The 21,560-nt window shown below is 47.3% G+C and carries 24 protein-coding genes and 1 rRNA gene; 22 read left to right on the top strand and 3 right to left on the bottom strand.

Annotated features, from left to right (window positions below; translation table 11 throughout):
- Positions 1 to 7 precede the first annotated feature (7 nt).
- The 4 genes from rrf to B5D20_RS08255 all read left to right on the top strand — a co-directional run bounded on the left by rrf (position 8) and on the right by B5D20_RS08255 (position 3,109).
- Positions 8 to 124: ribosomal RNA gene (rrf, locus tag B5D20_RS08270) — 5S ribosomal RNA — on the top strand.
- 167 nt (positions 125 to 291) lie between these two features.
- Positions 292 to 1,125 (top strand): DNA adenine methylase, encoded by an 834-nt coding sequence (locus B5D20_RS08265; RefSeq protein ID WP_242947918.1) that lies wholly within the window; start codon positions 292 to 294, stop codon positions 1,123 to 1,125.
- Positions 1,126 to 1,150: 25 nt separating this feature from the next.
- On the top strand, positions 1,151 to 2,299 hold the full coding sequence (locus B5D20_RS08260) for a PDDEXK family nuclease (RefSeq protein WP_078665762.1): 1,149 nt from the start codon (positions 1,151 to 1,153) through the stop codon (positions 2,297 to 2,299).
- Between the two features lie 12 nt (positions 2,300 to 2,311).
- The gene (locus B5D20_RS08255; protein WP_078665761.1) at positions 2,312 to 3,109 is read left to right on the top strand and encodes a TRM11 family SAM-dependent methyltransferase; all 798 of its coding nucleotides are present in this window, start codon (positions 2,312 to 2,314) and stop codon (positions 3,107 to 3,109) included.
- 25 nt (positions 3,110 to 3,134) lie between these two features.
- On the opposite strand, the gene B5D20_RS14215 is transcribed toward B5D20_RS08255, so the two are convergent.
- Both B5D20_RS14215 and B5D20_RS08245 read right to left on the bottom strand, forming a co-directional pair.
- Positions 3,135 to 3,716 carry a lytic transglycosylase domain-containing protein gene (locus B5D20_RS14215; protein ID WP_278308219.1) on the bottom strand — a complete coding sequence of 194 codons (582 nt, stop codon included), beginning with the start codon at positions 3,714 to 3,716 and terminating at the stop codon, positions 3,135 to 3,137.
- A gap of 35 nt (positions 3,717 to 3,751) precedes the next feature.
- The gene (locus tag B5D20_RS08245) at positions 3,752 to 3,982 is read right to left on the bottom strand and encodes a hypothetical protein (protein WP_078665759.1); all 231 of its coding nucleotides are present in this window, start codon (positions 3,980 to 3,982) and stop codon (positions 3,752 to 3,754) included.
- A gap of 68 nt (positions 3,983 to 4,050) precedes the next feature.
- Here B5D20_RS08245 and B5D20_RS08240 point away from each other — a divergent pair, with 68 nt between their 5' ends.
- From B5D20_RS08240 to rsmI, 8 genes are read left to right on the top strand one after another with little or no spacing between them, the layout of a single operon-like run.
- The gene (locus tag B5D20_RS08240) at positions 4,051 to 5,460 is read left to right on the top strand and encodes an aminotransferase class I/II-fold pyridoxal phosphate-dependent enzyme (protein ID WP_078665758.1); all 1,410 of its coding nucleotides are present in this window, start codon (positions 4,051 to 4,053) and stop codon (positions 5,458 to 5,460) included.
- Positions 5,461 to 6,099, top strand: coding sequence for a dTMP kinase (tmk, locus tag B5D20_RS08235; RefSeq protein ID WP_078665757.1), 639 nt, complete (start codon positions 5,461 to 5,463; stop codon positions 6,097 to 6,099).
- Positions 6,086 to 6,538 carry a YaaR family protein gene (locus B5D20_RS08230; RefSeq protein ID WP_078665756.1) on the top strand — a complete coding sequence of 151 codons (453 nt, stop codon included), beginning with the start codon at positions 6,086 to 6,088 and terminating at the stop codon, positions 6,536 to 6,538. Before tmk ends, B5D20_RS08230 begins: the two co-directional genes overlap by 14 nt.
- A 17-nt stretch (positions 6,539 to 6,555) precedes the next feature.
- On the top strand, positions 6,556 to 7,548 hold the full coding sequence (gene holB / locus B5D20_RS08225; RefSeq protein ID WP_159071758.1) for a DNA polymerase III subunit delta': 993 nt from the start codon (positions 6,556 to 6,558) through the stop codon (positions 7,546 to 7,548).
- 5 nt (positions 7,549 to 7,553) lie between these two features.
- Positions 7,554 to 8,369 carry a PSP1 domain-containing protein gene (locus tag B5D20_RS08220; RefSeq protein ID WP_078665754.1) on the top strand — a complete coding sequence of 272 codons (816 nt, stop codon included), beginning with the start codon at positions 7,554 to 7,556 and terminating at the stop codon, positions 8,367 to 8,369.
- A 4-nt stretch (positions 8,370 to 8,373) separates the two neighbouring features.
- Positions 8,374 to 8,754, top strand: coding sequence for an initiation-control protein YabA (locus tag B5D20_RS08215; protein WP_078665753.1), 381 nt, complete (start codon positions 8,374 to 8,376; stop codon positions 8,752 to 8,754).
- A complete protein-coding gene (locus B5D20_RS08210) occupies positions 8,723 to 9,469 on the top strand; it encodes a tRNA1(Val) (adenine(37)-N6)-methyltransferase (RefSeq protein WP_078665752.1) in 747 nt (248 codons plus the stop codon). The genes B5D20_RS08215 and B5D20_RS08210 overlap by 32 nt, the downstream gene beginning before the upstream one ends.
- Complete coding sequence (rsmI, locus tag B5D20_RS08205; protein ID WP_078665751.1) at positions 9,462 to 10,310, top strand: 16S rRNA (cytidine(1402)-2'-O)-methyltransferase; 849 nt, start codon at positions 9,462 to 9,464, stop codon at positions 10,308 to 10,310. The genes B5D20_RS08210 and rsmI overlap by 8 nt, the downstream gene beginning before the upstream one ends.
- 32 nt (positions 10,311 to 10,342) lie before the next feature.
- Here the strand turns inward: rsmI and B5D20_RS08200 are convergent, their stop codons facing one another.
- Positions 10,343 to 10,594, bottom strand: a complete 252-nt coding sequence (locus tag B5D20_RS08200; RefSeq protein ID WP_078665750.1) for an AbrB/MazE/SpoVT family DNA-binding domain-containing protein — start codon at positions 10,592 to 10,594, stop codon at positions 10,343 to 10,345.
- 268 nt (positions 10,595 to 10,862) lie between these two features.
- Here B5D20_RS08200 and metG point away from each other — a divergent pair, with 268 nt between their 5' ends.
- The 10 genes from metG to B5D20_RS08150 all read left to right on the top strand — a co-directional run bounded on the left by metG (position 10,863) and on the right by B5D20_RS08150 (position 21,558).
- On the top strand, positions 10,863 to 12,785 hold the full coding sequence (gene metG, locus B5D20_RS08195) for a methionine--tRNA ligase (protein ID WP_078665749.1): 1,923 nt from the start codon (positions 10,863 to 10,865) through the stop codon (positions 12,783 to 12,785).
- Positions 12,786 to 12,797: 12 nt separating this feature from the next.
- Entirely contained in the window at positions 12,798 to 13,577 is a 780-nt protein-coding gene (locus tag B5D20_RS08190; RefSeq protein ID WP_078665748.1) for a TatD family hydrolase, read from the top strand.
- An 89-nt stretch (positions 13,578 to 13,666) separates the two neighbouring features.
- Positions 13,667 to 14,338, top strand: a complete 672-nt coding sequence (locus B5D20_RS08185; protein WP_078665747.1) for a G5 and 3D domain-containing protein — start codon at positions 13,667 to 13,669, stop codon at positions 14,336 to 14,338.
- A gap of 61 nt (positions 14,339 to 14,399) precedes the next feature.
- Positions 14,400 to 14,987, top strand: coding sequence for a ribonuclease M5 (gene rnmV, locus B5D20_RS08180; RefSeq protein WP_200803485.1), 588 nt, complete (start codon positions 14,400 to 14,402; stop codon positions 14,985 to 14,987).
- Positions 14,947 to 15,822 carry a 16S rRNA (adenine(1518)-N(6)/adenine(1519)-N(6))-dimethyltransferase RsmA gene (gene rsmA, locus B5D20_RS08175; protein WP_078665745.1) on the top strand — a complete coding sequence of 292 codons (876 nt, stop codon included), beginning with the start codon at positions 14,947 to 14,949 and terminating at the stop codon, positions 15,820 to 15,822. Before rnmV ends, rsmA begins: the two co-directional genes overlap by 41 nt.
- Before the next feature lie 34 nt (positions 15,823 to 15,856).
- The gene (gene yabG, locus B5D20_RS08170) at positions 15,857 to 16,693 is read left to right on the top strand and encodes a sporulation peptidase YabG (protein ID WP_242952057.1); all 837 of its coding nucleotides are present in this window, start codon (positions 15,857 to 15,859) and stop codon (positions 16,691 to 16,693) included.
- Positions 16,694 to 16,768: 75 nt separating this feature from the next.
- Positions 16,769 to 16,942 carry a DUF362 domain-containing protein gene (locus B5D20_RS08165; RefSeq protein WP_078665743.1) on the top strand — a complete coding sequence of 58 codons (174 nt, stop codon included), beginning with the start codon at positions 16,769 to 16,771 and terminating at the stop codon, positions 16,940 to 16,942.
- 106 nt (positions 16,943 to 17,048) lie between these two features.
- Positions 17,049 to 19,469 carry a heavy metal translocating P-type ATPase gene (locus B5D20_RS08160; RefSeq protein ID WP_078665742.1) on the top strand — a complete coding sequence of 807 codons (2,421 nt, stop codon included), beginning with the start codon at positions 17,049 to 17,051 and terminating at the stop codon, positions 19,467 to 19,469.
- 13 nt (positions 19,470 to 19,482) lie between these two features.
- Complete coding sequence (locus tag B5D20_RS08155; RefSeq protein ID WP_078665741.1) at positions 19,483 to 20,286, top strand: electron transfer flavoprotein subunit beta/FixA family protein; 804 nt, start codon at positions 19,483 to 19,485, stop codon at positions 20,284 to 20,286.
- A 21-nt stretch (positions 20,287 to 20,307) separates the two neighbouring features.
- A complete protein-coding gene (locus tag B5D20_RS08150; protein ID WP_078665740.1) occupies positions 20,308 to 21,558 on the top strand; it encodes an electron transfer flavoprotein subunit alpha in 1,251 nt (416 codons plus the stop codon).
- The last annotated feature ends 2 nt before the right edge of the window (positions 21,559 to 21,560 follow it).

Below are 21,560 nucleotides of genomic sequence, written 5' to 3'. Positions count from 1 at the left end.
AGAATAGTCCGGTGGCAATGGCGGTGGGGCAACACCCGTACCCATACCGAACACGGCAGTTAAGCCCACCAGCGCCGATGGTACTTGGACCGCAGGGTCCTGGGAGAGTAGGTCGCTGCCGGACACGAGTTAACCCATCAAGCAGAAATGCTTGGTGGGTATTTTATTTATATTCCATTTTTATCGAATTAAATTGACTACCGGAAGGAAGTTAACTGTAAGTGTAGAATAGAATATTTTGCTGAATAAAAGAGGTAAAGGATAAAACTAATTTTTAGGGGGAATTTAAATTTGATTAATTATAAGATGGTTAATTATAAGGTTCAAATAAAGCCATTAGTAAAATGGGCAGGTGGTAAGACACAACTTTTAGATACAATAACAAAATTTTTGCCTGAAAGTTTTGATAGATATATAGAACCATTTATTGGGGGAGGAGCTTTGTATTTTTTCTTAGAGCCAGAAAAGCCAATAATAATTGATAAAAACCATGAACTTATCAATTTTTATAGAGTGGTTAGGGATAATTTGGACGAAATGATTGAAGAATTAACAAGTTATAAAAATGATGCGGAGTTTTATTATTATATTAGAAAGTTACAGCCACACCAATTAACAAATATACAAAGAGCAGCAAGATTTCTTTACTTAAACAAAACTGGATATAATGGGCTTTGGAGGGTAAATAAAAAGGGAGAATTTAATGTACCTTTTGGAAAATATAAAAACCCTAAATTAATTGATAGAGAAAACTTAATGCGCGCAAGAGAATTATTAAAAAGAACTGAAATATTATTTGGTGATTTTGATATGTGTTTAGATTATGCAGACAAAAATACCTTTATCTATTTTGATCCCCCCTATCATCCGCTTTCAGAAACATCGTCTTTTACTAGTTATACAAGCGACGATTTTACAGAGAAAGACCAGATCAGGTTAGCAAATATTTTTTGTGAATTAGATAGAAGAGGGAGTAAACTAATGTTAAGTAACTCTGATACTCCGTTTATTAAGGAACTTTATAAAGGATATAACATAGTTAAAGTTTATGCCAAAAGAGCTATAAATTGTCGTCCGGATAAACGTGGCCCCATTTCTGAATTAATAATTAGAAATTATAGCTAATGAAGAAGTAGAATAGGTGAGAAAAATGGCAGGTTATATTATTAACCTAAATTCAAATAGTGCTTTAGAACTATATATTAAGAATGGAGTTTATTCTACTTTGTTATCACCCCCGAATGGATATTGGAGAATACATCATGAAGCCACTTTTGCTGATTATGCTACAATGAAACCAGGAGACAATATATATTTTTTTATTGACCGCAAAATTTATGGAATTGGGGAATTAGTAAATATAAACGGAGATTGCAAGTTTTTAAACTATCCTGATGCTAATAAGCCATTATTACCTCCATATTCAGAATTGGAAAAAAAGTTGTTATGGAATGAAGGCCAAGGAAGTATAAACCAACGATGGATATGCGTATTTAAACCAAGTCCATATTTTTTTAAAGAAGGAATAGATATGGATGATGTTCTTGCCTCAAACCCGCCAGTATTTCGTATGTTAAGAGCTTTTTGGAAGGTATCATTTATAAAAGTTGATGATGATGAAAACCAGGCTTTAATTGATATATTCTTGCGGCGTAACAAAAATATTTTAACTAATCCAAAATCCCATGAATGTTTTTTTAGTGATTACATAAATCATCATTCTTTGTTAAGTAAAAAAATTACGCCAGATTATTTATTTAATTGTAACGACATTCTAAAAAGCTGTGCCGATGGAGATCGTCTTTCTCACGAAATGGCTCTAGAAGCAGGAATTCTTTTTCAGCTTTCTCAGAAAGAACCTAATACAATCAAGATATTTGGCGAATGGGATTATTTATCTCATCAAGTAATTGCGTCTCCTTTTAAGCCAATTGATTATATGGATAAAATGGATATTTTCGGATACTCCTATATTAAGGGATTTAAAAATACAAAATCGGAGTATATTGTAATTGAAAACAAAAAAGATATAGCAAGATTGGAAGATATTGAACAATTAATGAAGTATGTAGACTGGATTAGAGATGAATATGCTTTTGGTGATTATTCAATGATAAATGCATTTTTAGTTGCTTATGATTTTTCTAATGATGCTATACAAAATTTAACAAATATAATACAAAGAAACTACTTAAAAGGAAGAAGACCCATCCAATCAAAAACCTGGACTGGATTAAAGTTAATAAAATACAAATATGATATAAGGAGTTCAAATATAAAGTTTGAAATATTTGTTTAGGAGAAATTATTTATGGACAAAAAAGATGACTTATTTCAAGAGATTAATCTAGAAACAACTACGGTTTGGTCTTTTCCGGACAGGGGTAATTGGGCGACGCATAAAGGTGATTATAGGGGAAATTTTGCTCCACAAATTGCTAGAAATGTAATACTGAAATATTCTTCAGAAGGTGAATTAATTTTAGACCCTATGGTAGGCAGTGGGACTACACTCATTGAAGCTAAAATTTTAGGCAGGAAAGGCATAGGTGTTGATATAAATGAAAAAGCAATAAACATAACTAGGGAAAGAATAAAAATTGATTATAATAATACAGAAAGCAACTTTAAATTATTTAATGCTGATGCTCGTAATTTATATTTTATTAAAGACGAAAGTATAGATTTAATTTTAACTCACCCGCCTTATTTGAATATAATATCTTATTCTGAAGGTAAAATAGATGGCGATTTGTCTAATATTTCTGGTGTCAAAAAATTTTGTGATGAGCTTGAAATAATAATTGCAGAGTTATATCGCGTTCTAAAACCTAATAGGTATTGTGCGATTTTAATTGGTGATACCAGAAAGGGCAGACATTACGTTCCTTTAGCTTATTATGTGATGGAACGTTTTTTAAATCAAGGATTTGCCCTTAAAGAAGATATAATAAAAATTCAGCATAATTGTAAAACTACAGAAGGAATATGGCGCAATAAAGCTAATCAACTGGATTTTTATTTAATTATGCATGAGCATTTGTTTGTTTTTAGAAAACCGAAACCAAATGAGGACTTGAGTAAAATTAGATATAGTATAAAAAAGTAAAAGGACTGTCCCAGCGACAGTCCTTTTAGGCTTCCAGCTCCAACTTATTAGACAAAACCCGTTTCACATAGTTTTGCGTTTCCTGATAAGGGGGAATATTATTACCGTACTTTTTCACAGCATGGGGACCAGCATTATAGGCCGCTACAGCCAGGGCTTCATTGCCCCCAAACTGGTCCAGCAGTTGCCTTAAATATTTTGTACCCCCTTCGATATTCTGGGCTGGATCGAAAGCATTGGTTACTCCAAGCGCGCGGGCAGTAGCAGGCATTAACTGCATCAGCCCCTGGGCCCCGACGCGGGAAATAGCATGGGGATTAAAACTGGACTCCGCTTGAATTACAGCAGTGATCAGATCCGGATCAACCCCGTATTTTTGTGCCGCTTGCTGAATTAATGGAGCGAAAGCAGCAGGGGCTTTAATCGCACCTGAAACTTGCTGTCGCGTAGTTTCCGCTTTTTGCTCGGCCTGCGCAACAGCAGATTGCAAGATCTCAGCAAAACTGGCAGTATTGTCAGTATTAAGAGAATTAGGTAACTGGTTTTGACTAAAAGTAGAGGTCAAAATCTGCCAGCGCCAGAGAAACAGGAGCAGTTCAATATCCACCGCTATCACCTCTACTCTTAGTTTAAACCAAAGGTTCATCTCTGTAAAGAATGAGAATTTATCCAGGACTGATATCGGTGGCGGAGATGAGCCTGTTCGATTTCATAGCGCAGCTGTTTTAAAGTGAAGTAATCAATACCCAGGCTGCTGGAAACTTCAAAGTCATCTTTGCCTTTTTGCCAGAGCGATACTATCCGTTTGACATTGGTACGATACTTTTTGCTTAATTTAGCAAAATCGATAATGTCTTCCCGTTTTTTCTTCATAAGAATCCCTCCATTTTCCCCGGTACAACTATTTTTCGCTTTTCCTTTTCTGATATGAGTTAAAACTTTTGGCACAGCTGCGGGCTTATGGTAAAATAAAAATTATGAACAAACAAGCAGATTGTCCAATTTTTGATGCCATAAATGAATATCTGGCCCAAAAGGGAGATTGCTGGCATATGCCGGGCCATGGTCAGGGCCGGGCTTTTCAATCCCTTTGGCCAGAGCTGGCTGCGGTTGCCCGCTGGGATGTCACCGAGATCCCGGGACTGGATAGCTGGCATCAGCCAGAGGGTTGTATTGCAGCTGCGGAAAAACTGCTGGCAGAGGCATATCAAACCCAGGCTTCCTTTTTTCTGGTGGAAGGAGCTTCAGCGGGAATCTGGGCCATGATGGCAGCGGTGGTCTCGCAAAATGGAAACAGAATAGCTATACCGCGCTGGGCTCATGCCAGTGTCTTCCATGCTCTGGTGCTGACGGGGGCGGAACCGGTATTTTACCCTCCAGTTTTTTTGCCGGAATGGCAGCTGATTATCGGGCCAGAAACTGAAGGGGTTGCGCTGGATAGTGATGGTATTTTCTTTTTGTACCCTTCCTATGAAGGGGTAGCCTGGCCTCTTAAAGACTGGATGCTGGCAAATAGCTACAACACCACTGCACCTGTTCTGGTAGATGAGGCCCATGGCGCATTATTTCCCTGGCATGAAAGGATGCCTGTAAGTGCCATCACTTCAGGCTGTGACGGGGTGGTGCATGGGTTGCATAAAACCGGTCCGGCTCTGACACAGACGGGTTATCTGCACCTGCCCACTGCGAAACTAAAGGCTGACTGGGTGCGAAAGAACCTATCGCTACTCACTACAACCAGCCCTTCCTATTTGTTTATGGCGGCACTGGATCTAGCGCGCAGGGAGCTGTATTTTCATGGCCGGGAAAAAATCGAGCAGATGCTGGAGTGGGCGGAACAATTGCGCTGGGAGCTGGAGAGGATAGGGATAGAAGTATTAAAACCAGAGCAATTACCAGCCGGCTACCAGCTGGATAGGACCAGGCTTTTGTTGAGGTTGGAAGGATATACAGGAGTAGAAGTGGCTACTCATTTAAGACAGAAGGGGATAGTGGTAGAAAAATACGAGGCAGATCGGGTCCTGTTATTGATAAACTATGACTTCAATCCAGAACAGGGGAAAAGATTAATCGAGGCTTTAGGCCAATTAAAACCAAAAACGGGGAAACCTAACTGCTGGAAAGAACAATTTTATCCTGAGGAGAACCGCCTGGTCATGTTGCCCCGGGAAGCCTGGCTGGCCAAGAAAGAACGGGTAGCAACAAATCAGGCCAAAGACAGAGTGGCAGCCCAAACGGTAGCACCATGCCCACCGGGTTTGGCAATAGTTTGTCCCGGGGAAGTAATTCAGGCTGATACCATCGCTGCACTGGAGGCCTGGGGTATTGAGGAAATTTGGGTGGTGAAATAGTTGCGGACAGGAAAATTTATCGTATTTGAAGGACCGGATGGAGCGGGAAAATCGACGGTATTACAGGAAATAACCAGTAAACTGCAACAGACTGGTGTCAGTTATCTTACCACCAGGGAACCCGGGGGGACCAGAGAAGGACAGCTATTGCGGGAATTGTTGCTTAGAACTGATTACGAATGGTGTGGTGAGGCTGAGGCCTTTCTATACTGTGCTGACCGAGTGCAGCATGTCAGGCGCTTGATTTTGCCGGCGCTGGCAGAAGGGAAAATAGTGCTCAGTGACCGATACTATTACAGCACACTGGCTTATCAGGGTTACGGACGAGGCTGGAATTTGACCTTTTTACGGCAAATTAACCAGATGGCTACCCTGGGAGTGGAGCCGGACCTGGTTTTCCTCTTTGATATTGAACCAGAGCTGGGATTAAGCCGGGTTAAGAAAAATCGCCAGGGACAAGCCCCTGACCGTCTGGAACAGGAAGAGCTGGCCTTTCACCAAAGGGTGCGGCAAGGTTATCTGGAATTGGCCAGAGAGCAAAACTGGGAAATCATCGATGGCAGTCGCGACCTGGCTGAAGTGGTAGATTCGGTTTGGCAGATCCTGCAGCAAAGGATGAGAGAAAATGAAAATATCTGATTTACGCCGTGGGCCCGGGGGTTTGCCGGGAATTGATGGTCCCGGGCGGGAAAAAGATGGCGAGGCTCGCAGGGCTGATTTTAATGAGCAGCTCATCAAGGCCCAGACCACGGAAACCAGAAAACAGCTGGATAAATTAATCAAAGATATTGAAGTACAGGGCCAGCGGCTGGCCAATCACCGAACCCTGGTGGAACTGAAAAGATATAAGGAAATGGTGCGTAACTTTTTGCGGGAGGTAGTTTCATCTGGCTATCAGGTCCGGGAAGAAACGGGCTGGGACCGTCGAGGCCGATATAAAGTGCATGTCCTGGTGGATAAAGTCAATGCCAAACTGGAGGAATTGACCGAGGAGATTTTGCAAAAAGAAAAAAGCCAGGTGGAAATACTGGCCCGGGTAGATGAAATTCGGGGCTTACTGGTAGATATGTATACCTGAATTAAGTGGTGAACATGATGTTGAAGGAAATTATCGGGCATAAACAGTTAGTCCGTTTTCTTTTAAAAAACCTCAAAAACCAGCAAATGGCCCATGCTTACATTTTTCAAGGACCGGTGGGAATTGGGAAAAGGGTGGTAGCCCAGGCTTTTGCCCAGGCTTTTTTATGCCTTCAGCCCCGGGAGGATGGGGATGCCTGTCAGAGTTGCCAGGCTTGTTATCTTTTTCAAGCCGGGACTCATCCTGAGTTTATCCAAATCCAGCCGGAAGGTAACTCTATTAAGATAGAGCAGGTTCGGCAGTTACAGCAGACCCTGACATTGAAACCTGTGCTGGAGCGGGGACGAGTCGTTTTGATCCAGCAGGCTGATGGGATGACTGAGGAAAGTGCCAATAGCCTGCTAAAAATTCTGGAAGAGCCGCCGGAAAGAACCGTATTTCTTCTCCTGACTGACCGGCCTTTTGCTTTACTGGAAACCATTCGTTCCCGCTGTCAGACTTTGCAGTTTTACCCTCTCAATAATGAGGAAATGCGGGAATTTGCCGGCAAGGTGATGCCGGAAGGCTGGCAGGGGGAGATTGAGACCCTCTTGTTGCTGGCAGAAGGGATTCCGGGCAAACTGGAGGAATTTTTGCAGGAAAAAGGTCTGGCTTTGACTCGTCAACAGGTTATCACGGGATTAAAAGATATTTTAGCCCAGGGGGTTAGTTGCTGTTTTAGACAGGCAGAGGAATGGGAAAAAGAAAAGGAACTGCTGTCTGTCAAACTGGAAATTCTCCTGAGTATTTTTCGGGATTTGCTGGTTCATGAGCTGGCAGCAGAAAATCAACTGACCTTAAATAGGGATTGTGAGCCATTGTTAAAGGAAATGAAACAGCGTCTACAGCGGGAACAGATACTGGTTATCACAGACAGTATCCTAAAGGCCCAGCGCCTGCTGACTACCAATGTAAACATCCGGCTCTTGCTGGAATGGCTGTTTCTGCAAATCGCCAGATACGGAGGTTAGAATAAATGGTAAAAGTAGTAGGAGTGCGCTTTAAGGAAGCGGGCAAGATCTATTATTTTGATCCCGGGCCCTGGGAGGTAAAAGCCGGTGATCATGTGATTGTGGAAACAGCCCGCGGGATTGAATATGGTCAATGTGTGACCGGGATCAGGGAAATTGCGGAGGAAGATGTAGTTCAGCCTTTAAAACAGGTTATTCGGATTGCAAATCCCGAAGATGCGGAAATTGTAAAAGAAAATGAAGAAAAGGAAAAACAGGCCTTCAAAATCTGTTTGGAAAAGATTCAGGAACATGGCTTGCCCATGAAACTGGTAGGGGTGGAATACACCTTTGACCGCAGTAAAATCATTTTCTATTTTACTGCGGATGGCCGGATTGATTTCCGGGCCCTGGTCCGGGACCTGGCCGCTATTTTCCGTACCCGGATTGAGTTAAGGCAAATCGGGGTAAGGGATGAGGCCAAGATGCTGGGCGGGCTGGCCAGCTGTGGTCGGGTCTTGTGTTGTAAAACATTCCTGGGGGAATTTGTCCCTGTTTCCATCAAAATGGCTAAAGAACAGAACTTATCCCTTAACCCGACTAAAATTTCCGGTATCTGTGGGCGTTTGATGTGTTGCCTTAAGTATGAAAATGATGTTTATGAAGAAGAGAAAAAGGATTATCCACCTCTGGGAACCTGGGTTAACCTTCCGGCGGGAGAAGGAAAAATAGTTGCTGCTAATATTTTAAAGAAAACCGTTAGTGTGGAAATGAAGGAAAGCAAACACATTGTGGAAGTTCCTCTGGATGAAGCGAAAAGACTCCTCAACAACAAGGAGTGAGAGCATGCAGCTCATCAAAAAAATCACCGAGCTGGAAATTATCATCAAACATTTGCTGGATGAGTTACAGGAATTAAAAGAAAAGGCATTAAACCTGGAAGAGGAAAATGAAAAACTGCGCCGGGAAGTGACAGAAATCTACCAGAATTATCTGCAAGGAGAAGTACAGATAAAAAAGACGGAAAGGAAGCCCTTGAAACCGGTGGGGGGCGAAGGTTATGATAACCTGGCTCGTTTATATAATGAGGGTTTTCATATTTGCAATCTGCATTTTGGGCAAATGCGCCAGGAAGGGGACTGTCTCTTTTGTATGGGCTTCTTAAAAAAATCCCTGGAAAGGGAGGAAAACCAACTTGGTCCGATTGGAGCCAGGAGAAAGAATTGATACTTTGACTACTGACGGATTGCAGATCATTCAGGCAGAAGATCAGTTTCGCTATACCATTGATGCTGTTTTGCTCAGCTGGTTTGCAACTGTCCAGCGGGGGGATACTATCCTGGATCTGGGTACCGGGACGGGCATCATTCCTCTTCTAATGATCCAGCGTCAACCGGATTTGTCCTTTACGGCCCTGGAATTAAACGAACAGGTGGCTGAACGGGCACAGCGCAGCATCAGGCTTAATAAACTGCAGGAGAGAATTGAAGTTGTTAATGCTGATTTGCGCAGCTGGAAACCCGGCAGGCATTATAACCTGGTGGTGGCCAACCCACCCTATCGCCCCCTGGGACAAGGAAAACTGAGCGCAACGAAAAAGATCGGCATGGCTCGCCATGAACTTACCTGTACTCTGGAGGATGTCATTAAAGCGGCAGCCAGGGCCCTGGGGACCAGAGGCCGCCTGGCTATGGTTTATCGTCCGGAAAGACTGGCTGAGCTAATGGTGCTGCTGGTCCAATACCGTTTTCAGGTGAAGCGCCTGTGGTTTGTACATGGCAAGGAAAGCAGGATAGCCACTCAGGTTTTGCTGGAGGCATATAAAGATGGGGGCCCAGGGTTAAAGGTATTACCTCCCCTGTTCATCTACGATGAACAGGGGCATTATACATCAGCCATGCTTGCTATTTATAAAGATCTGAGGAGTGTAGGCCTTGAGTAAGGGAGTGCTTTATGTTTGCCCAACCCCCATTGGCAATCTGGAAGATATAACCTTGCGGGTACTCAGAGTATTAAAGGAAGTAGACCTGATTGCGGCTGAGGATACCCGGCACACCATTAAGCTACTTAATCATTTTCAGATTTCCACTCCTCTGACCAGTTATCATGAACATAATGAAACCAGTAAGGGGCCCAAATTGATTGACCAGCTCCAGAAAGGGAAAAAGATTGCCCTGGTATCGGATGCAGGCATGCCGGGAATTTCCGATCCGGGTTTGCATTTGATTGATCTGGCCTGGCAGGCCGGGATTAAAGTGGAAGTGTTGCCGGGCCCCAATGCAGGTTTGACAGCACTGGTAGCTGCGGGTATGGCGGAATTGCCCTTTACCTTTTTCGGTTTTCTGCCCCATCACAAAAAAGAACGGCGCCAGCTCTGGCAAAAACTGCGACAGCATCCCTACACCCTGGTTTTTTATGAAGCCCCTCATCGTCTGCGGTTGCTGTTGGAAGAAATCCGTGAGTATTGCCCAACAGCACAAATAGCCATTGCCCGGGAGCTGACCAAGGTACATGAAGAGATTGTAAGGGGCCAGGTGGAAGAAATTATGCACTGGTGGGAAGAGAAACAGCCCCGGGGTGAGTTTGTAGTAATACTAAATCCGGGGAAAAAAGAAGGGCAGAATGAGGAAGAAACAGAGACCCATACTGAAGATAGGGCATTGATGCGGGCCCGGCAACTTATGGAGACTGGGATGAGCCTGAAAGAAGCGGCGCGACAGGCGGCGGCAGAAACCGGTTTTAGTCGCCGGGAAATATACCAGCGGTTGCTGGCAAAAGAATAAGGGGGCTTATTGCCCCCTTATTTGTTTTAGCCCTACTTGCTGGCCAGTTCGCCCATTTCCTTGGCACAGTCCATGCAGACATTTTTGCCCCGGAAATGGGTGATGTTACCGGCATTGCCGCAGAAAACACAGGCCGGCTCGTATTTCTTCAGGATGATTTTTTCCGCATCTACATAGATTTCCAGGGCATCCTTTTCATCAATGCCCAGAGTTCTGCGCAACTCGATGGGAATAACCACCCGGCCCAGTTCATCAACTTTTCTTACGATACCAGTAGACTTCATCACAGACGTCTCTCCCTTCGACAAGTTTCGACAAATTACTACATCAACCGTCAGACTTATGATACCAAGCTTTCCATTTAAAGTCAAGGGGGCATTTGCATTTCTTGACAATTTTTTTTGTATCAGCTATTATCAGTAATAGTATTACCCGTATGGGTAAAAATGATGTGAAGAGGAGTTTGACAGCAGGTTGTCCCCGGGAATGCCGTGAACAACCTCTTACCCCTTCAGTGAGGGGTTTATTTTTTCCGAATGAGGAGGTAAGAAAATGGCCAAACCTACATTTTATATCACCACCCCCATTTATTATCCCAGCGATAACTTACATATCGGCCATGCCTATACTACGGTGGCCGCAGACACCATTGCCAGGTACAAGAAGTTGAGAGGGTATGATGTCCGGTTTTTGACCGGATCTGATGAACATGGCCAGAAAATCCAGCGAACCGCTAAGGCTCGTGGCCTTACTCCTCAGGAACATGTAGATCAGATTGTTGCCGGGTTTCAGAAGCTGTGGCGTCTCCTGTATGTGGATTATGATGATTTTATTCGCACCACCGAGGAACGGCATAAAAAGGTAGTGCAGGCTATTTTTCAGAAGATTTATGACCAGGGAGATATCTATAAATCAGAATATGAAGGCTGGTACTGCACTCCCTGTGAAACCTTCTGGACGGAAAACAAACTGGTAGATGGCAATTGTCCCGATTGCGGCCGACCGGTAGAGCTGGTGCGGGAAGAAAGCTACTTTTTCCGTATGTCCAAATATGCCGACCGTTTGTTACAGTACATTGAGGAACATCCTGAATTCATTCAGCCTGTTTCCCGGCGCAATGAAATGATTAATTTCATCAAACAGGGTCTGGAGGACCTCTGTGTTTCCCGGACCACTTTTGACTGGGGTATTCCTGTGCCCTGGGATCCCAAGCATGTCATCTACGTCTGGTTTGACGCCCTGACCAACTATATCTCCGCCCTGGGTTATGGCGGACCGGAATGGGAGAAACTGGGCAAGTACTGGCCGGCGGTACACCTGGTGGGGAAAGATATTGTGCGTTTCCACACCATCATCTGGCCCATAATCCTGATGGCAGCCGGTATACCTCTGCCGGAAAAGGTAGTCGGACATGGCTGGCTACTGCTGGCCGGGGGCAAGATGTCCAAATCCAAGGGCAATGTGGTGGATCCCGTTCAGCTGGTGGAAAAATACGGGGTAGATGCTGTACGCTATTTCCTCTTGCGGGAATTGCCCTTTGGTTCTGATGGCTACTATTCGGAAGAAGCTCTGGTCAATCGCATCAATGCTGATCTGGCCAATGACCTGGGCAATCTGGTTTCCCGCACGGTGGCCATGATTGAAAAATACCGGGATGGGATCGTGCCCGCCCCTGGTCCCCTTCAGGCAGTTGACCAGGATCTGATTGAAACCTACCGGCAGGCTCTGGCTGGATATACGCGGGCCATGGATAATCTGGAGCTGGCCAATGCCCTGTCCGAACTGTGGCCACTAATAGCCCGGGCCAATAAATATATTGACGAAACCGCCCCCTGGGTACTGGCCAAAGATCAGGAACAACAGGATAGACTGAATACAGTTCTCTATAATCTGGCTGAAGTGATCCGCATAGTTACAGTAATGCTCTCACCCTTTATGCCTTTACTGGCTCCGCGGGTCTGGCAACAACTGGGCCTGACGGATTTGAATAAGGCAGATTGGGATTCGGTACAGGTCTGGGGAGGTTTACCGGCTGGTTTGAAAGTAGTCAAGGGCCAGGCCCTTTTCCCGCGGATTGATTGGAAAGGAACAGAAACGGAGGCAGAAAAAGTGACAGTGGAAAAAGTAGAAAAAGCAGTATCTGTTGACAATAATTATATCACTATTGAAGATTTTGGTAAAGTGGATTTGCGGGTTGTAGAAGTTATTGCCGCCGAAAAGGTGCCTAAAGCTGATAAACTGCTGAAATTAGAGGTTAAGCTGGGTGATGAAATCCGCACCATCGTGTCCGGGATCGCCCAGCACTATGCTCCTGAAGAACTGGTAGGCAAACGAGTTGTGCTGGTAGCCAACCTGAAACCTGCCAGGCTACGGGGAATTGAAAGTCAGGGTATGATTCTGGCAGCTTCTGATGAAAACGGGCTGGAGGTACTGACTGTCCAAAAAGATATTAAACCCGGGTCGAAAGTAAAATAAGGGGCGAATAAAATGGCGAAACTGAAACTCTTTGATACCCATGCCCACCTGGATGACCGCAAATATGACCAGGACCGGGAGGAAATGTTACAACGGGCCCGGGAGGCCGGAGTGGAGCGGATTGTCAATGTGGGTTATGACCTTTCCTCCTCCCGGCGTTCCCTGGCCCTGGCGGAAAAATATGATTTTATCTATGCGGCGGTGGGCATTCATCCCCATGATTCAGCAACTGCTAATGAGGATACCTGGAAACAATTGCTGGAACTAGCGGCTCACCCCAAGGTGGTAGCTCTGGGAGAGATGGGCCTGGATTATTACCGGGACTTGTCTCCCAGGCCGGTACAGCAAGGGGTTTTTGCTCACCAGATGGAACTGGCTCAACAGGTAGGTAAACCGGTGATTATCCATGACCGGGATGCTCATGCCGATCTGCTGGCAATGGTAAAGGAATCCCGGATTGGAGAAAAGAACGGTGGTGTCTTCCATTGCTTTTCCGGCAGCTGGGAAATGGCTAAAGTTTGCCTGGACCTGGGGTTTTATATATCCATTGCCGGTCCGGTGACGTTTCATAATGCCCGCAAGTTAACCGAGGTTGCCGCCAAAGTACCGCTAGAGCGCCTGTTGATTGAAACCGATGCGCCTTATCTTACCCCTGAGCCTTATCGGGGTAAACGGAACGAATCAGCCTATGTTGTCTGGGTGTTGCGCAAAATTGCGGAACTAAGGCAGATGGATCCGGAGGAACTGGCAGTACGCACTTTCGACAATGCTTGCCAGCTTTTCCGGATTTAGTCGGAAACTTTTGCCACTGGTAATTTTTTCTCCGGCAGGAATTCATCCCTCCTTTGGCGAATATAGTATAAGCGAAAGGAGTGGATGCAATGGTAATAAACCGCAAACTCCGGACAACACTGGCCCTGCTGTTAGCCTTTGTTCTGGTGATCAGCGGCAGTGCTGCCTGGGGGAAAACGGTGAAAAGGCCCTCCCGTACCAAAATTAAAACCCAAACGGTCTATAAGTACGAGTACACCACTTTTACAGCCCAGCCGCTGGTTCAGTATGACCCCAAGAAACCGGCAGGCTGGCGACAGGTATTGCGTCAGGCTAAACCGGGAAAAATCGAAAAGAAATATCGTCTGGTATATCAAAATAACAAGCTCATCCAAAAACAGTTAGTAAAACAGCGGGTTGTGGCAGCTGCCCGGCCAGCCCTGATAGTAAAGGGAGGCAACAAAGTGGCTTCCCGCGGCGGGGTGATTTCCCGGGGTGGCGAACGGGATGTGGCTAAAGTAATGAATGTCCTGGCTACTGCTTATACCCATACAGGTCGGCGCACAGCTACAGGTATCTGGCCCCATCGGGGAGTAGTGGCGGTGGATCCCAGGGTGATACCTTTTGGCACCCGTCTCTGGATTGAAGGGTACGGGGAAGGGATTGCAGCCGATATGGGCAGTGGTATTAAAGGCAACCACATTGACCTGTTTTTCGACAGTTACGGAGAGGCCATCAACTGGGGTATGCGCAATGTAACTGTATATGTTCTGGAACGTTAAGCAAAACTGTAAGGAGAGGGAGTATTCCCTTTCCTTTTCCTCTTTTACGGGAGGTTTGATGATGAAAATCAAGGAAATCATAGTAGTTGAAGGCCGGGATGATATTGCGGCTGTCAAAGCGGCAGTAGATGCGGAGGTAATCGCTACAGGTGGTTGCCGGATCAGCAAAAAGGTGATAGAACGGATTCGCACAGCTCAGGCCAGGCAGGGGGTTATCATTCTTACCGATCCCGATGCCGCCGGAGCGGCTATTCGCAGGCGGCTGGCTGAACTAGTGCCAGGGGCCAAACATGCCTATTTACCCCGGGCGGCAGGCACCAGAGAGGGCAATATCGGAGTGGAAAATGCCAGTCCTGAAGCCATTCAGGCGGCATTGGCTCAGGTCAAGACGCTGGTAAAGGAACGGCAGGAGACATTCACTGCTGAGGATTTAAACCTCTGGGGCCTGGCCGGAACAGCTGATGCTGCCTGGCGCCGGGAACAGGTGGGGGATCGCCTGGGTATCGGCTATGCCAATGCCAAACAGTTTTTACAAAGGCTAAATGCTTATGGAATCAGCAGAGAGGATATAGAAGCTGCTGTACAGGAGATTGACGAGGAGGAGAACCATGAAAATTGCCACTCCGGCCCGGACCAGGGCCATTCTTAATCAATATCAGTTGCGGGCCAAAAAGAAACTGGGTCAGAACTTTCTTATCAGTGAAAGGGTAACCTCGGCAATTGTACGAGCTATCGATTTACAACCCGATGATGTGGTGGTAGAAATTGGCCCGGGAATCGGCTCTTTGACTGAAGAGCTGCTGCAAAAAGCAGGGCAGGTAGTGGCGATTGAACTGGATCGGGAATTGATCCCGGTATTGCAGGATCTGTTTCGCGACTACTCCAACCTGAAACTGGTCAACCAGGACGTTCTGAAAGTGAACCTGGATCAATTGGTTCAGGAACAGACAGGAGCAACCCGGTATAAACTGGCTGCCAATTTGCCCTACTACATAACTACCCCGATTCTGATGCATTTACTGGAAAACCGGTACCGGATCAGTGAAATGGCCCTGATGGTACAGAAGGAAGTAGCAGAAAGAATCTGTGCCCAGCCCGGTGGCAAGGAATACGGGGCCATAACTGTAGCGGTCCAGTATTACTGCCAGGCCAGAATTTTCGTACAGGTACCGGCCACTTCCTTTATACCGACCCCGGAAGTGGAATCGGCGGTGATCCACCTGAAAAAACACAACCAGCCCCCGGTTGATCCAGGGGATGAAAAAATCTTTTTCCGGGTGGTGAAAGCTGCTTTTGCTCAGCGGCGCAAAACTCTGCTTAATACCTTGAGCAAAGCAGGCTTTAATTTAACCCGGGAGGAATGGTTACAGCTGCTGGAGAGCTGTCAGATTGAACCCGGCCGCCGGGGTGAAACCCTGAGCCTGGAGGAATTTGCCCGTATAAGTAGGGAATTAAGTGTCAACCCTGCCCTGACCGGTGCATAGGATAAAGAAAGCGATGGGCACCGGAGGGATGGGTGTGACAGCCTTTAAGGTAGGGGATATTGTAGCGCGCCGTTCATATCAGGCCGATGTATTTTTTCGCATCGTCAGAATTCGGGATAATCACGCTTTATTGCGCGGGATAGATGTCAGGCTGGAAGCTGATGCTCCTTTGGATGATCTGGTTTTATTGAGTGATGAAGAAGTGCGTCGGCGGCGGCTGGAATTTATCAAACACCATCATGAGCATTTGCGGCAGATTCTGGTGCGCCAGGCGGCCAATGGCCAGGAGGAACAGGATTTTTTTGAATTGCCAGGCCGGGTATTGCACCTGGATGGGGACCAGGAGTATCTTAACCTCTGTCTCAATTCCTATCAGCAGCTGAAAATAAACTGCTGGGGCTTCATGGTGCCGGAAATGGAGCAGCCGCAACGGGTGAAGGAGTTACTGGCCAAATATCAACCGGATATTCTGGTTCTGACCGGCCATGATGGTTTGCTGAAAAAAAACAGTGACTGGAAAAACCTGGACTCCTACCGTAATTCCCGTTATTTTATCGAAGCTGTCAAGGCGGCCCGTTCCTGGCAGCAGGATAAAGATGCTCTGGTGATTTTTGCCGGCGCTTGCCAGTCCTATTATGAGGCTTTACTGCAAGCGGGGGCCAATTATGCCAGCGCACCCCAGCGCATATTAATCCATGCCTTTGACCCTGTACTGGTAGTAGAGCGCGTGGCCTACTCCCCCTTCCAGATGACGGTGCCGGTGGAAGAGGTAATTAAAGCGACTATTTCCGGGGTAGCAGGAATTGGTGGGCTAGAAACAAGAGGTAAATTAAGAAAAGGTAAACCCAAAACAAAAAATTTTTTTCAATAAAAGCTCAGGAAAATGATGAAAAAGCCTGCCTTCCATGGTAAAATATCAGCGATACCACTGAAGGGGGTGAAAAGAATGTCCTATCGGATTAGTGATGAATGCATCAGCTGTGGCGCTTGCGCTCCCGAATGCCCCGTCGATGCTATCAGTGAAGGTGATGACAAGTACGTCATTGATGAGGAAAAGTGCATTGAATGTGGCGGCTGTGCCGATGTTTGTCCAGTTGGTGCACCCCAGCTGGCAGAATAATTTTGTTGAAACCCTCCCATGCTAAGGGAGGGTTTTAAATTTTGTTAATAACTTGACTTGAAACTACAGTATGTAGTATGGTGAGATTAAGAGAGGGGGAACGGAAATGAATGGTGTCGAAAAAAATCTGCAGAGGATACAGCTGGGAATTCGGGGGATGACCTGTGCAGCATGCGCCTCCCGGATAGAAAAGGGATTAGGGAAACTGCCTGGAGTACATACAGCAGCAGTCAACCTGGCGGCTGAGCAGGCAACAGTGGAATTTGACCCTGCTCAGATTCAGGTTGCGCAGATCCTGGCCAAGATCGAAGATCTGGGTTATCGTCCAGTTACGGAAAAAGTAGAATTCCGGGTCAAAGGTATGACCTGTGCTGCCTGCTCCGCCCGGGTGGAAAAGGGTTTAAACCGGTTACCGGGAGTAGTGATGGCCCAGGTAAATCTGGCTACTGAACGGGCTACAGTTACTTATCTGCCGGCTCAACTGGATTTTCAGCAGATTAAGGCTAAAGTTACCGATTTAGGCTATGGGGCGGAAACTCTGACTGAAACAGGAAAGGCTGTGGTGGACCGGGAGAAAGCCGAACGGGAACGGGAAATACGGGAGCAAAAGTTGAAAGTAATCATTTCTGCCCTTTTAAGTTTCCCCTTGTTCTTGGCCATGTTATCCCACGGACTGGGCTGGCATCTGCCTGATTTATTGACCAACACCTATTTTCAGTTTATTCTGGCTACCCCTGTTCAATTTGGTACTGGCTGGCAGTTTTACCGGGGAGCCTATAAAGCATTAAAAAATGGCAGTGCCAATATGGATGTGCTGGTGGCTCTGGGTACCAGTGCCGCTTACTTTTACAGTGTTGCCTTTACCTTCTTTCTGCCCGGCGGCCAGGTCTATTATGAGATCAGTGCGGTGCTTATTACCCTGATTCTGCTGGGCAAAATGCTGGAGGCCATAGCTAAAGGACGGACATCGGAAGCGATTCGCAAACTGATGAGCCTGGGGGCCAAACAGGCCAGGATCCGCCGGGACGGGACGGAAATGGAGATTCCGGTAGAAGAGGTACAGGTCGGCGATCTGGTTGTAGTAAGGCCCGGAGAAAAAATACCTGTGGACGGCAAGGTAGTGGAAGGTACATCGGCAGTGGATGAATCCATGTTGACGGGGGAAAGCCTGCCGGTAGACAAAGGACCGGGGGACCCAGTTACCGGGGCCACTGTTAATGGCCAGGGAGTGCTGGTAATCGAGGCAACCCGGGTGGGAAAGGATACGGCCCTGGCCCAGATTATCCGGGTGGTGGAGGAAGCTCAGGGTTCCAAAGCGCCGATTCAAAGGCTGGCCGATGTGGTTTCCGGTTATTTTGTACCTGTGGTAGTCGCAATCGCTGTCTTGACCTTTATTTACTGGTACTGGCGCACCGGTGACTTTACCACTTCTTTGCTAAACTTTACCGCTGTTCTGGTGATTGCCTGTCCCTGTGCTCTGGGGCTGGCTACGCCTACTTCGATTATGGTCGGTACCGGGCGGGGAGCGGAACTGGGGGTTTTGTTCCGCGGCGGTGAATATCTGGAGAAAACCCATAAAATCAATGCCATAATTCTGGATAAAACGGGTACAATCACAAAAGGGAAACCCACTCTTACCGATTACCGCAGTTTTGGTTCATGGCAGGAACGGGAAAGGGAATGGCTGTCCATTGCGGCCTCCTGTGAGCGAATGTCAGAACACCCTCTGGCCCAGGCTATTACTGCCTGGGCAGAAGAACAGCAATTGCCCCTGGTCAGCGTGGAGGAGTTTCAAGCTCTGGCCGGTAAAGGTATTAAGGCTAAGGTTGGACAACAGCCGGTACTGATAGGTACGGTGCGGTTACTGGAGGAAACTGGGATTGATATGGCAGAAGCCCTACCCATGAAAGATGAGCTGGAAGGCCAGGGCAAAACTGTCATGCTGGTAGCTATTGCTGGTGAACTGGCAGGGTTACTGGCTGTTGCGGATACTGTCAAGGAAAACTCCGCTCAGGCCATCAAACATTTACAGGAAATGAATATTGAAGTCTGGATGATTACCGGAGATAACCGCCGCACAGCAGAGGCAATAGCCCGGCAAGTAGGGATTACTAATGTGATGGCCGAGGTATTGCCTCAGGATAAAGCGGAAAAAGTAAAAGCCTTGCAGCAACAGGGTAAAGTGGTGGCTATGGCGGGAGATGGCATCAATGATGCCCCGGCCCTGGCCGCAGCCGATGTCGGGATTGCCATGGGTACGGGTACGGATGTGGCCATGGAAGCGGCAGCCATAACCCTGATGCGGGGGGATCTGCTGGGGATTGTGACAGCAGTGGAATTGAGCCGGGCTACAATGAGCAATATTAAACAGAATCTGTTCTGGGCCCTGATTTATAACATTATCGGTATTCCGGTTGCAGCTGCCGGTATGCTCAATCCGATTATTGCCGGAGCAGCCATGGCTTTCAGCTCCGTTTCGGTTGTCACCAATGCTCTGCGGCTTAAGCGTTTTAAAGTAAAGTGGTGAGGAGGTAGCAAGAATGCACATAGTTGTTTGTTTGAAACAGGTACCCGATGCTACGGAAGTAAAAATCGATCCCAAAACCAATACCCTGGTGCGGGAAGGGGTACCATCCATCATCAATCCCTATGATGCCCATGCCTTAGAAGAGGCACTGCGAATCAAGGATGAGCTGGGGGGAAAAGTCACCATTATCACCATGGGACCTCCTCAGGCAGAGGAAGCGGTACGCAAGGGTCTTTCCTATGGAGCAGACCAGGCTATCTTGCTCAGTGACCGCGCCTTTGCCGGTTCTGATACCCTGGCCACCAGTTATATCCTCACCCAGGCTATTCGCAAACTGATGGAAAGAGAGCCGGTAGACCTGATTTTCTGCGGTAAACAGGCCATAGACGGGGATACGGCTCAGGTGGGCCCGGGAATAGCGGCCCGGCTGGGCTGGCCCCAGTTGACTTTTGTGGATAAAGTAGTTGAAGTAAATCCAGAGGAAGGGACTGTTACCGTACAGCGGAAGCTGGAAGCGGTAAAAGCGGTGGTCAAGGCAAAATTACCAGCCTTGATCACTGTGGAGAAAAGCATTAATGAAATCCGTTACGCCTCCTTGCCCAATATGATTAGAGCTGCTCAGATGCCCATAACTGTCTGGGGCAAAAAAGATTTTGACCTGGATGATAATGAAATCGGTTTAAAAGGCAGTCCAACCACCGTTAGCCGCATCTTTGCCCCACCCCAGCGGCCCGGTGGTGAAATCCTGGGCGGAATCGAGGCTGTGCCCAAACTGGTGGAACTCCTGGTGAAGGAGAAGATTGTAGCAAATAAATAAGGCGGGAAAGGAAGGGGAACCATGGCCGTAGAGATTAATGCCAAAGCCTGTATCGGGTGCGGAATTTGTGTGGATACCTGTCCTGTTCAGGCCCTCTCCCTGGTGGACGGGGTATCAGTAGTAGATCCCAAACAGTGTGTGGATTGTGGAGCCTGTGTCAAGGTTTGTCCCACCAATGCTATCACTCTGGACAAACCTTTAGCAGCCCAGAAAAAACAGCCCGCTACTCCGGCTGAGCCGGCAGTAAAGAAAGCTGCCCCTGCTGCTGAGGGTGACTATCAGGGGGTTTGGGTTTTTGTCGAACAAATGGAAGGCGAAGCGGCTCCCGTTTCCTGGGAGCTGATGGGGGAAGGGCGGAAACTGGCCGATAAACTGGGAGTGGAATTGGCCGGGGTAATTCTGGGCGCTCAGGTTGAACACCTGGTTCCGGAGGCCTTTGCTTATGGTGCCGATAAAGTCTATATTATCGATGACCCCGTTCTGGCCCGCTACCGGACTGAGCCCTATTTGCACGGGTTGGTGAAATTGATCAGGCAATACCGGCCGGAAATCGTTTTGATGGGAGCTACTACCCTGGGCCGGGACCTGTCCGGGACAGTGGCCACAGAGTTGCGGACCGGATTAACAGCAGACTGCACGGTACTGGATATTAATCCTGAAACCCGTTTGCTGGAACAGACCCGTCCTGCTTTCGGTGGCAACATCATGGCTACCATTCTCTGCCGTACCCGCCGGCCCCAGATGGCAACCGTCCGTCCCCGGGTGATGGCCATGCCGCCCCGCCAGGAAGGGCGCAGCGGCCAGGTGATCCGGGAAGAACTGGGCCTAAAAGAAGAGGAGATTCAGACCAAGGTACTGGAATACATTACCGCTGGAGCGGCTGGAGTTTACCTGGATAAGGCGGAAATCATCGTGGCCGGTGGCCGGGGCGTAGGGGCGAAAAACTGGCCTTTGCTGGAAGAGTTGGCCCGGGTATTAGGTGGCACGGTTGGAGCCAGCCGGGCAGCTGTAGAAGCGGGCTGGGCCTCGCCGGCACAACAGGTTGGGCAGACCGGCTATACCGTACGACCTAAGGTCTATTTTGCGGTAGGCATTTCCGGTGCCATCCAGCATCTGGTGGGGATGCAGACTTCCGACACCATCGTAGCTATCAACAATGACGCTAATGCTCCAATTTTCAAAATAGCCGATTACGGGATTGTGGGCGATGCAGCTCAAATCCTGCCGGCTCTGGTTGAAAACTTCAAGCAACAGCTGGCAGGGAGGAGGTAGAG

The organism is Carboxydocella sporoproducens DSM 16521, assembly GCF_900167165.1.
Classification (GTDB): Bacteria; Bacillota.
This window is presented reverse-complemented; position numbering and strand designations above follow the sequence as displayed.

What these genes read in the sequence shown, in the direction of transcription:
- B5D20_RS08260 (WP_078665762.1), top strand. Translation starts at nt 1,151, where the DNA reads ATGGCAGGTTATATTATTAACCTAAATTCAAATAGTGCTTTAGAACTA.
- B5D20_RS08255 (WP_078665761.1), top strand. Translation starts at nt 2,312, where the DNA reads ATGGACAAAAAAGATGACTTATTTCAAGAGATTAATCTAGAAACAACT.
- B5D20_RS08245 (WP_078665759.1), bottom strand. Translation starts at nt 3,982, where the DNA reads ATGAAGAAAAAACGGGAAGACATTATCGATTTTGCTAAATTAAGCAAA.
- B5D20_RS08230 (WP_078665756.1), top strand. Translation starts at nt 6,086, where the DNA reads ATGAAAATATCTGATTTACGCCGTGGGCCCGGGGGTTTGCCGGGAATT.
- holB (WP_159071758.1), top strand. Translation starts at nt 6,556, where the DNA reads ATGTTGAAGGAAATTATCGGGCATAAACAGTTAGTCCGTTTTCTTTTA.
- B5D20_RS08220 (WP_078665754.1), top strand. Translation starts at nt 7,554, where the DNA reads ATGGTAAAAGTAGTAGGAGTGCGCTTTAAGGAAGCGGGCAAGATCTAT.
- B5D20_RS08215 (WP_078665753.1), top strand. Translation starts at nt 8,374, where the DNA reads ATGCAGCTCATCAAAAAAATCACCGAGCTGGAAATTATCATCAAACAT.
- B5D20_RS08200 (WP_078665750.1), bottom strand. Translation starts at nt 10,594, where the DNA reads ATGAAGTCTACTGGTATCGTAAGAAAAGTTGATGAACTGGGCCGGGTG.
- metG (WP_078665749.1), top strand. Translation starts at nt 10,863, where the DNA reads ATGGCCAAACCTACATTTTATATCACCACCCCCATTTATTATCCCAGC.
- B5D20_RS08190 (WP_078665748.1), top strand. Translation starts at nt 12,798, where the DNA reads ATGGCGAAACTGAAACTCTTTGATACCCATGCCCACCTGGATGACCGC.
- B5D20_RS08185 (WP_078665747.1), top strand. Translation starts at nt 13,667, where the DNA reads ATGGTAATAAACCGCAAACTCCGGACAACACTGGCCCTGCTGTTAGCC.
- rnmV (WP_200803485.1), top strand. Translation starts at nt 14,400, where the DNA reads ATGAAAATCAAGGAAATCATAGTAGTTGAAGGCCGGGATGATATTGCG.
- rsmA (WP_078665745.1), top strand. Translation starts at nt 14,947, where the DNA reads ATGAAAATTGCCACTCCGGCCCGGACCAGGGCCATTCTTAATCAATAT.
- B5D20_RS08165 (WP_078665743.1), top strand. Translation starts at nt 16,769, where the DNA reads ATGTCCTATCGGATTAGTGATGAATGCATCAGCTGTGGCGCTTGCGCT.
- B5D20_RS08160 (WP_078665742.1), top strand. Translation starts at nt 17,049, where the DNA reads ATGAATGGTGTCGAAAAAAATCTGCAGAGGATACAGCTGGGAATTCGG.
- B5D20_RS08155 (WP_078665741.1), top strand. Translation starts at nt 19,483, where the DNA reads ATGCACATAGTTGTTTGTTTGAAACAGGTACCCGATGCTACGGAAGTA.
- B5D20_RS08150 (WP_078665740.1), top strand. Translation starts at nt 20,308, where the DNA reads ATGGCCGTAGAGATTAATGCCAAAGCCTGTATCGGGTGCGGAATTTGT.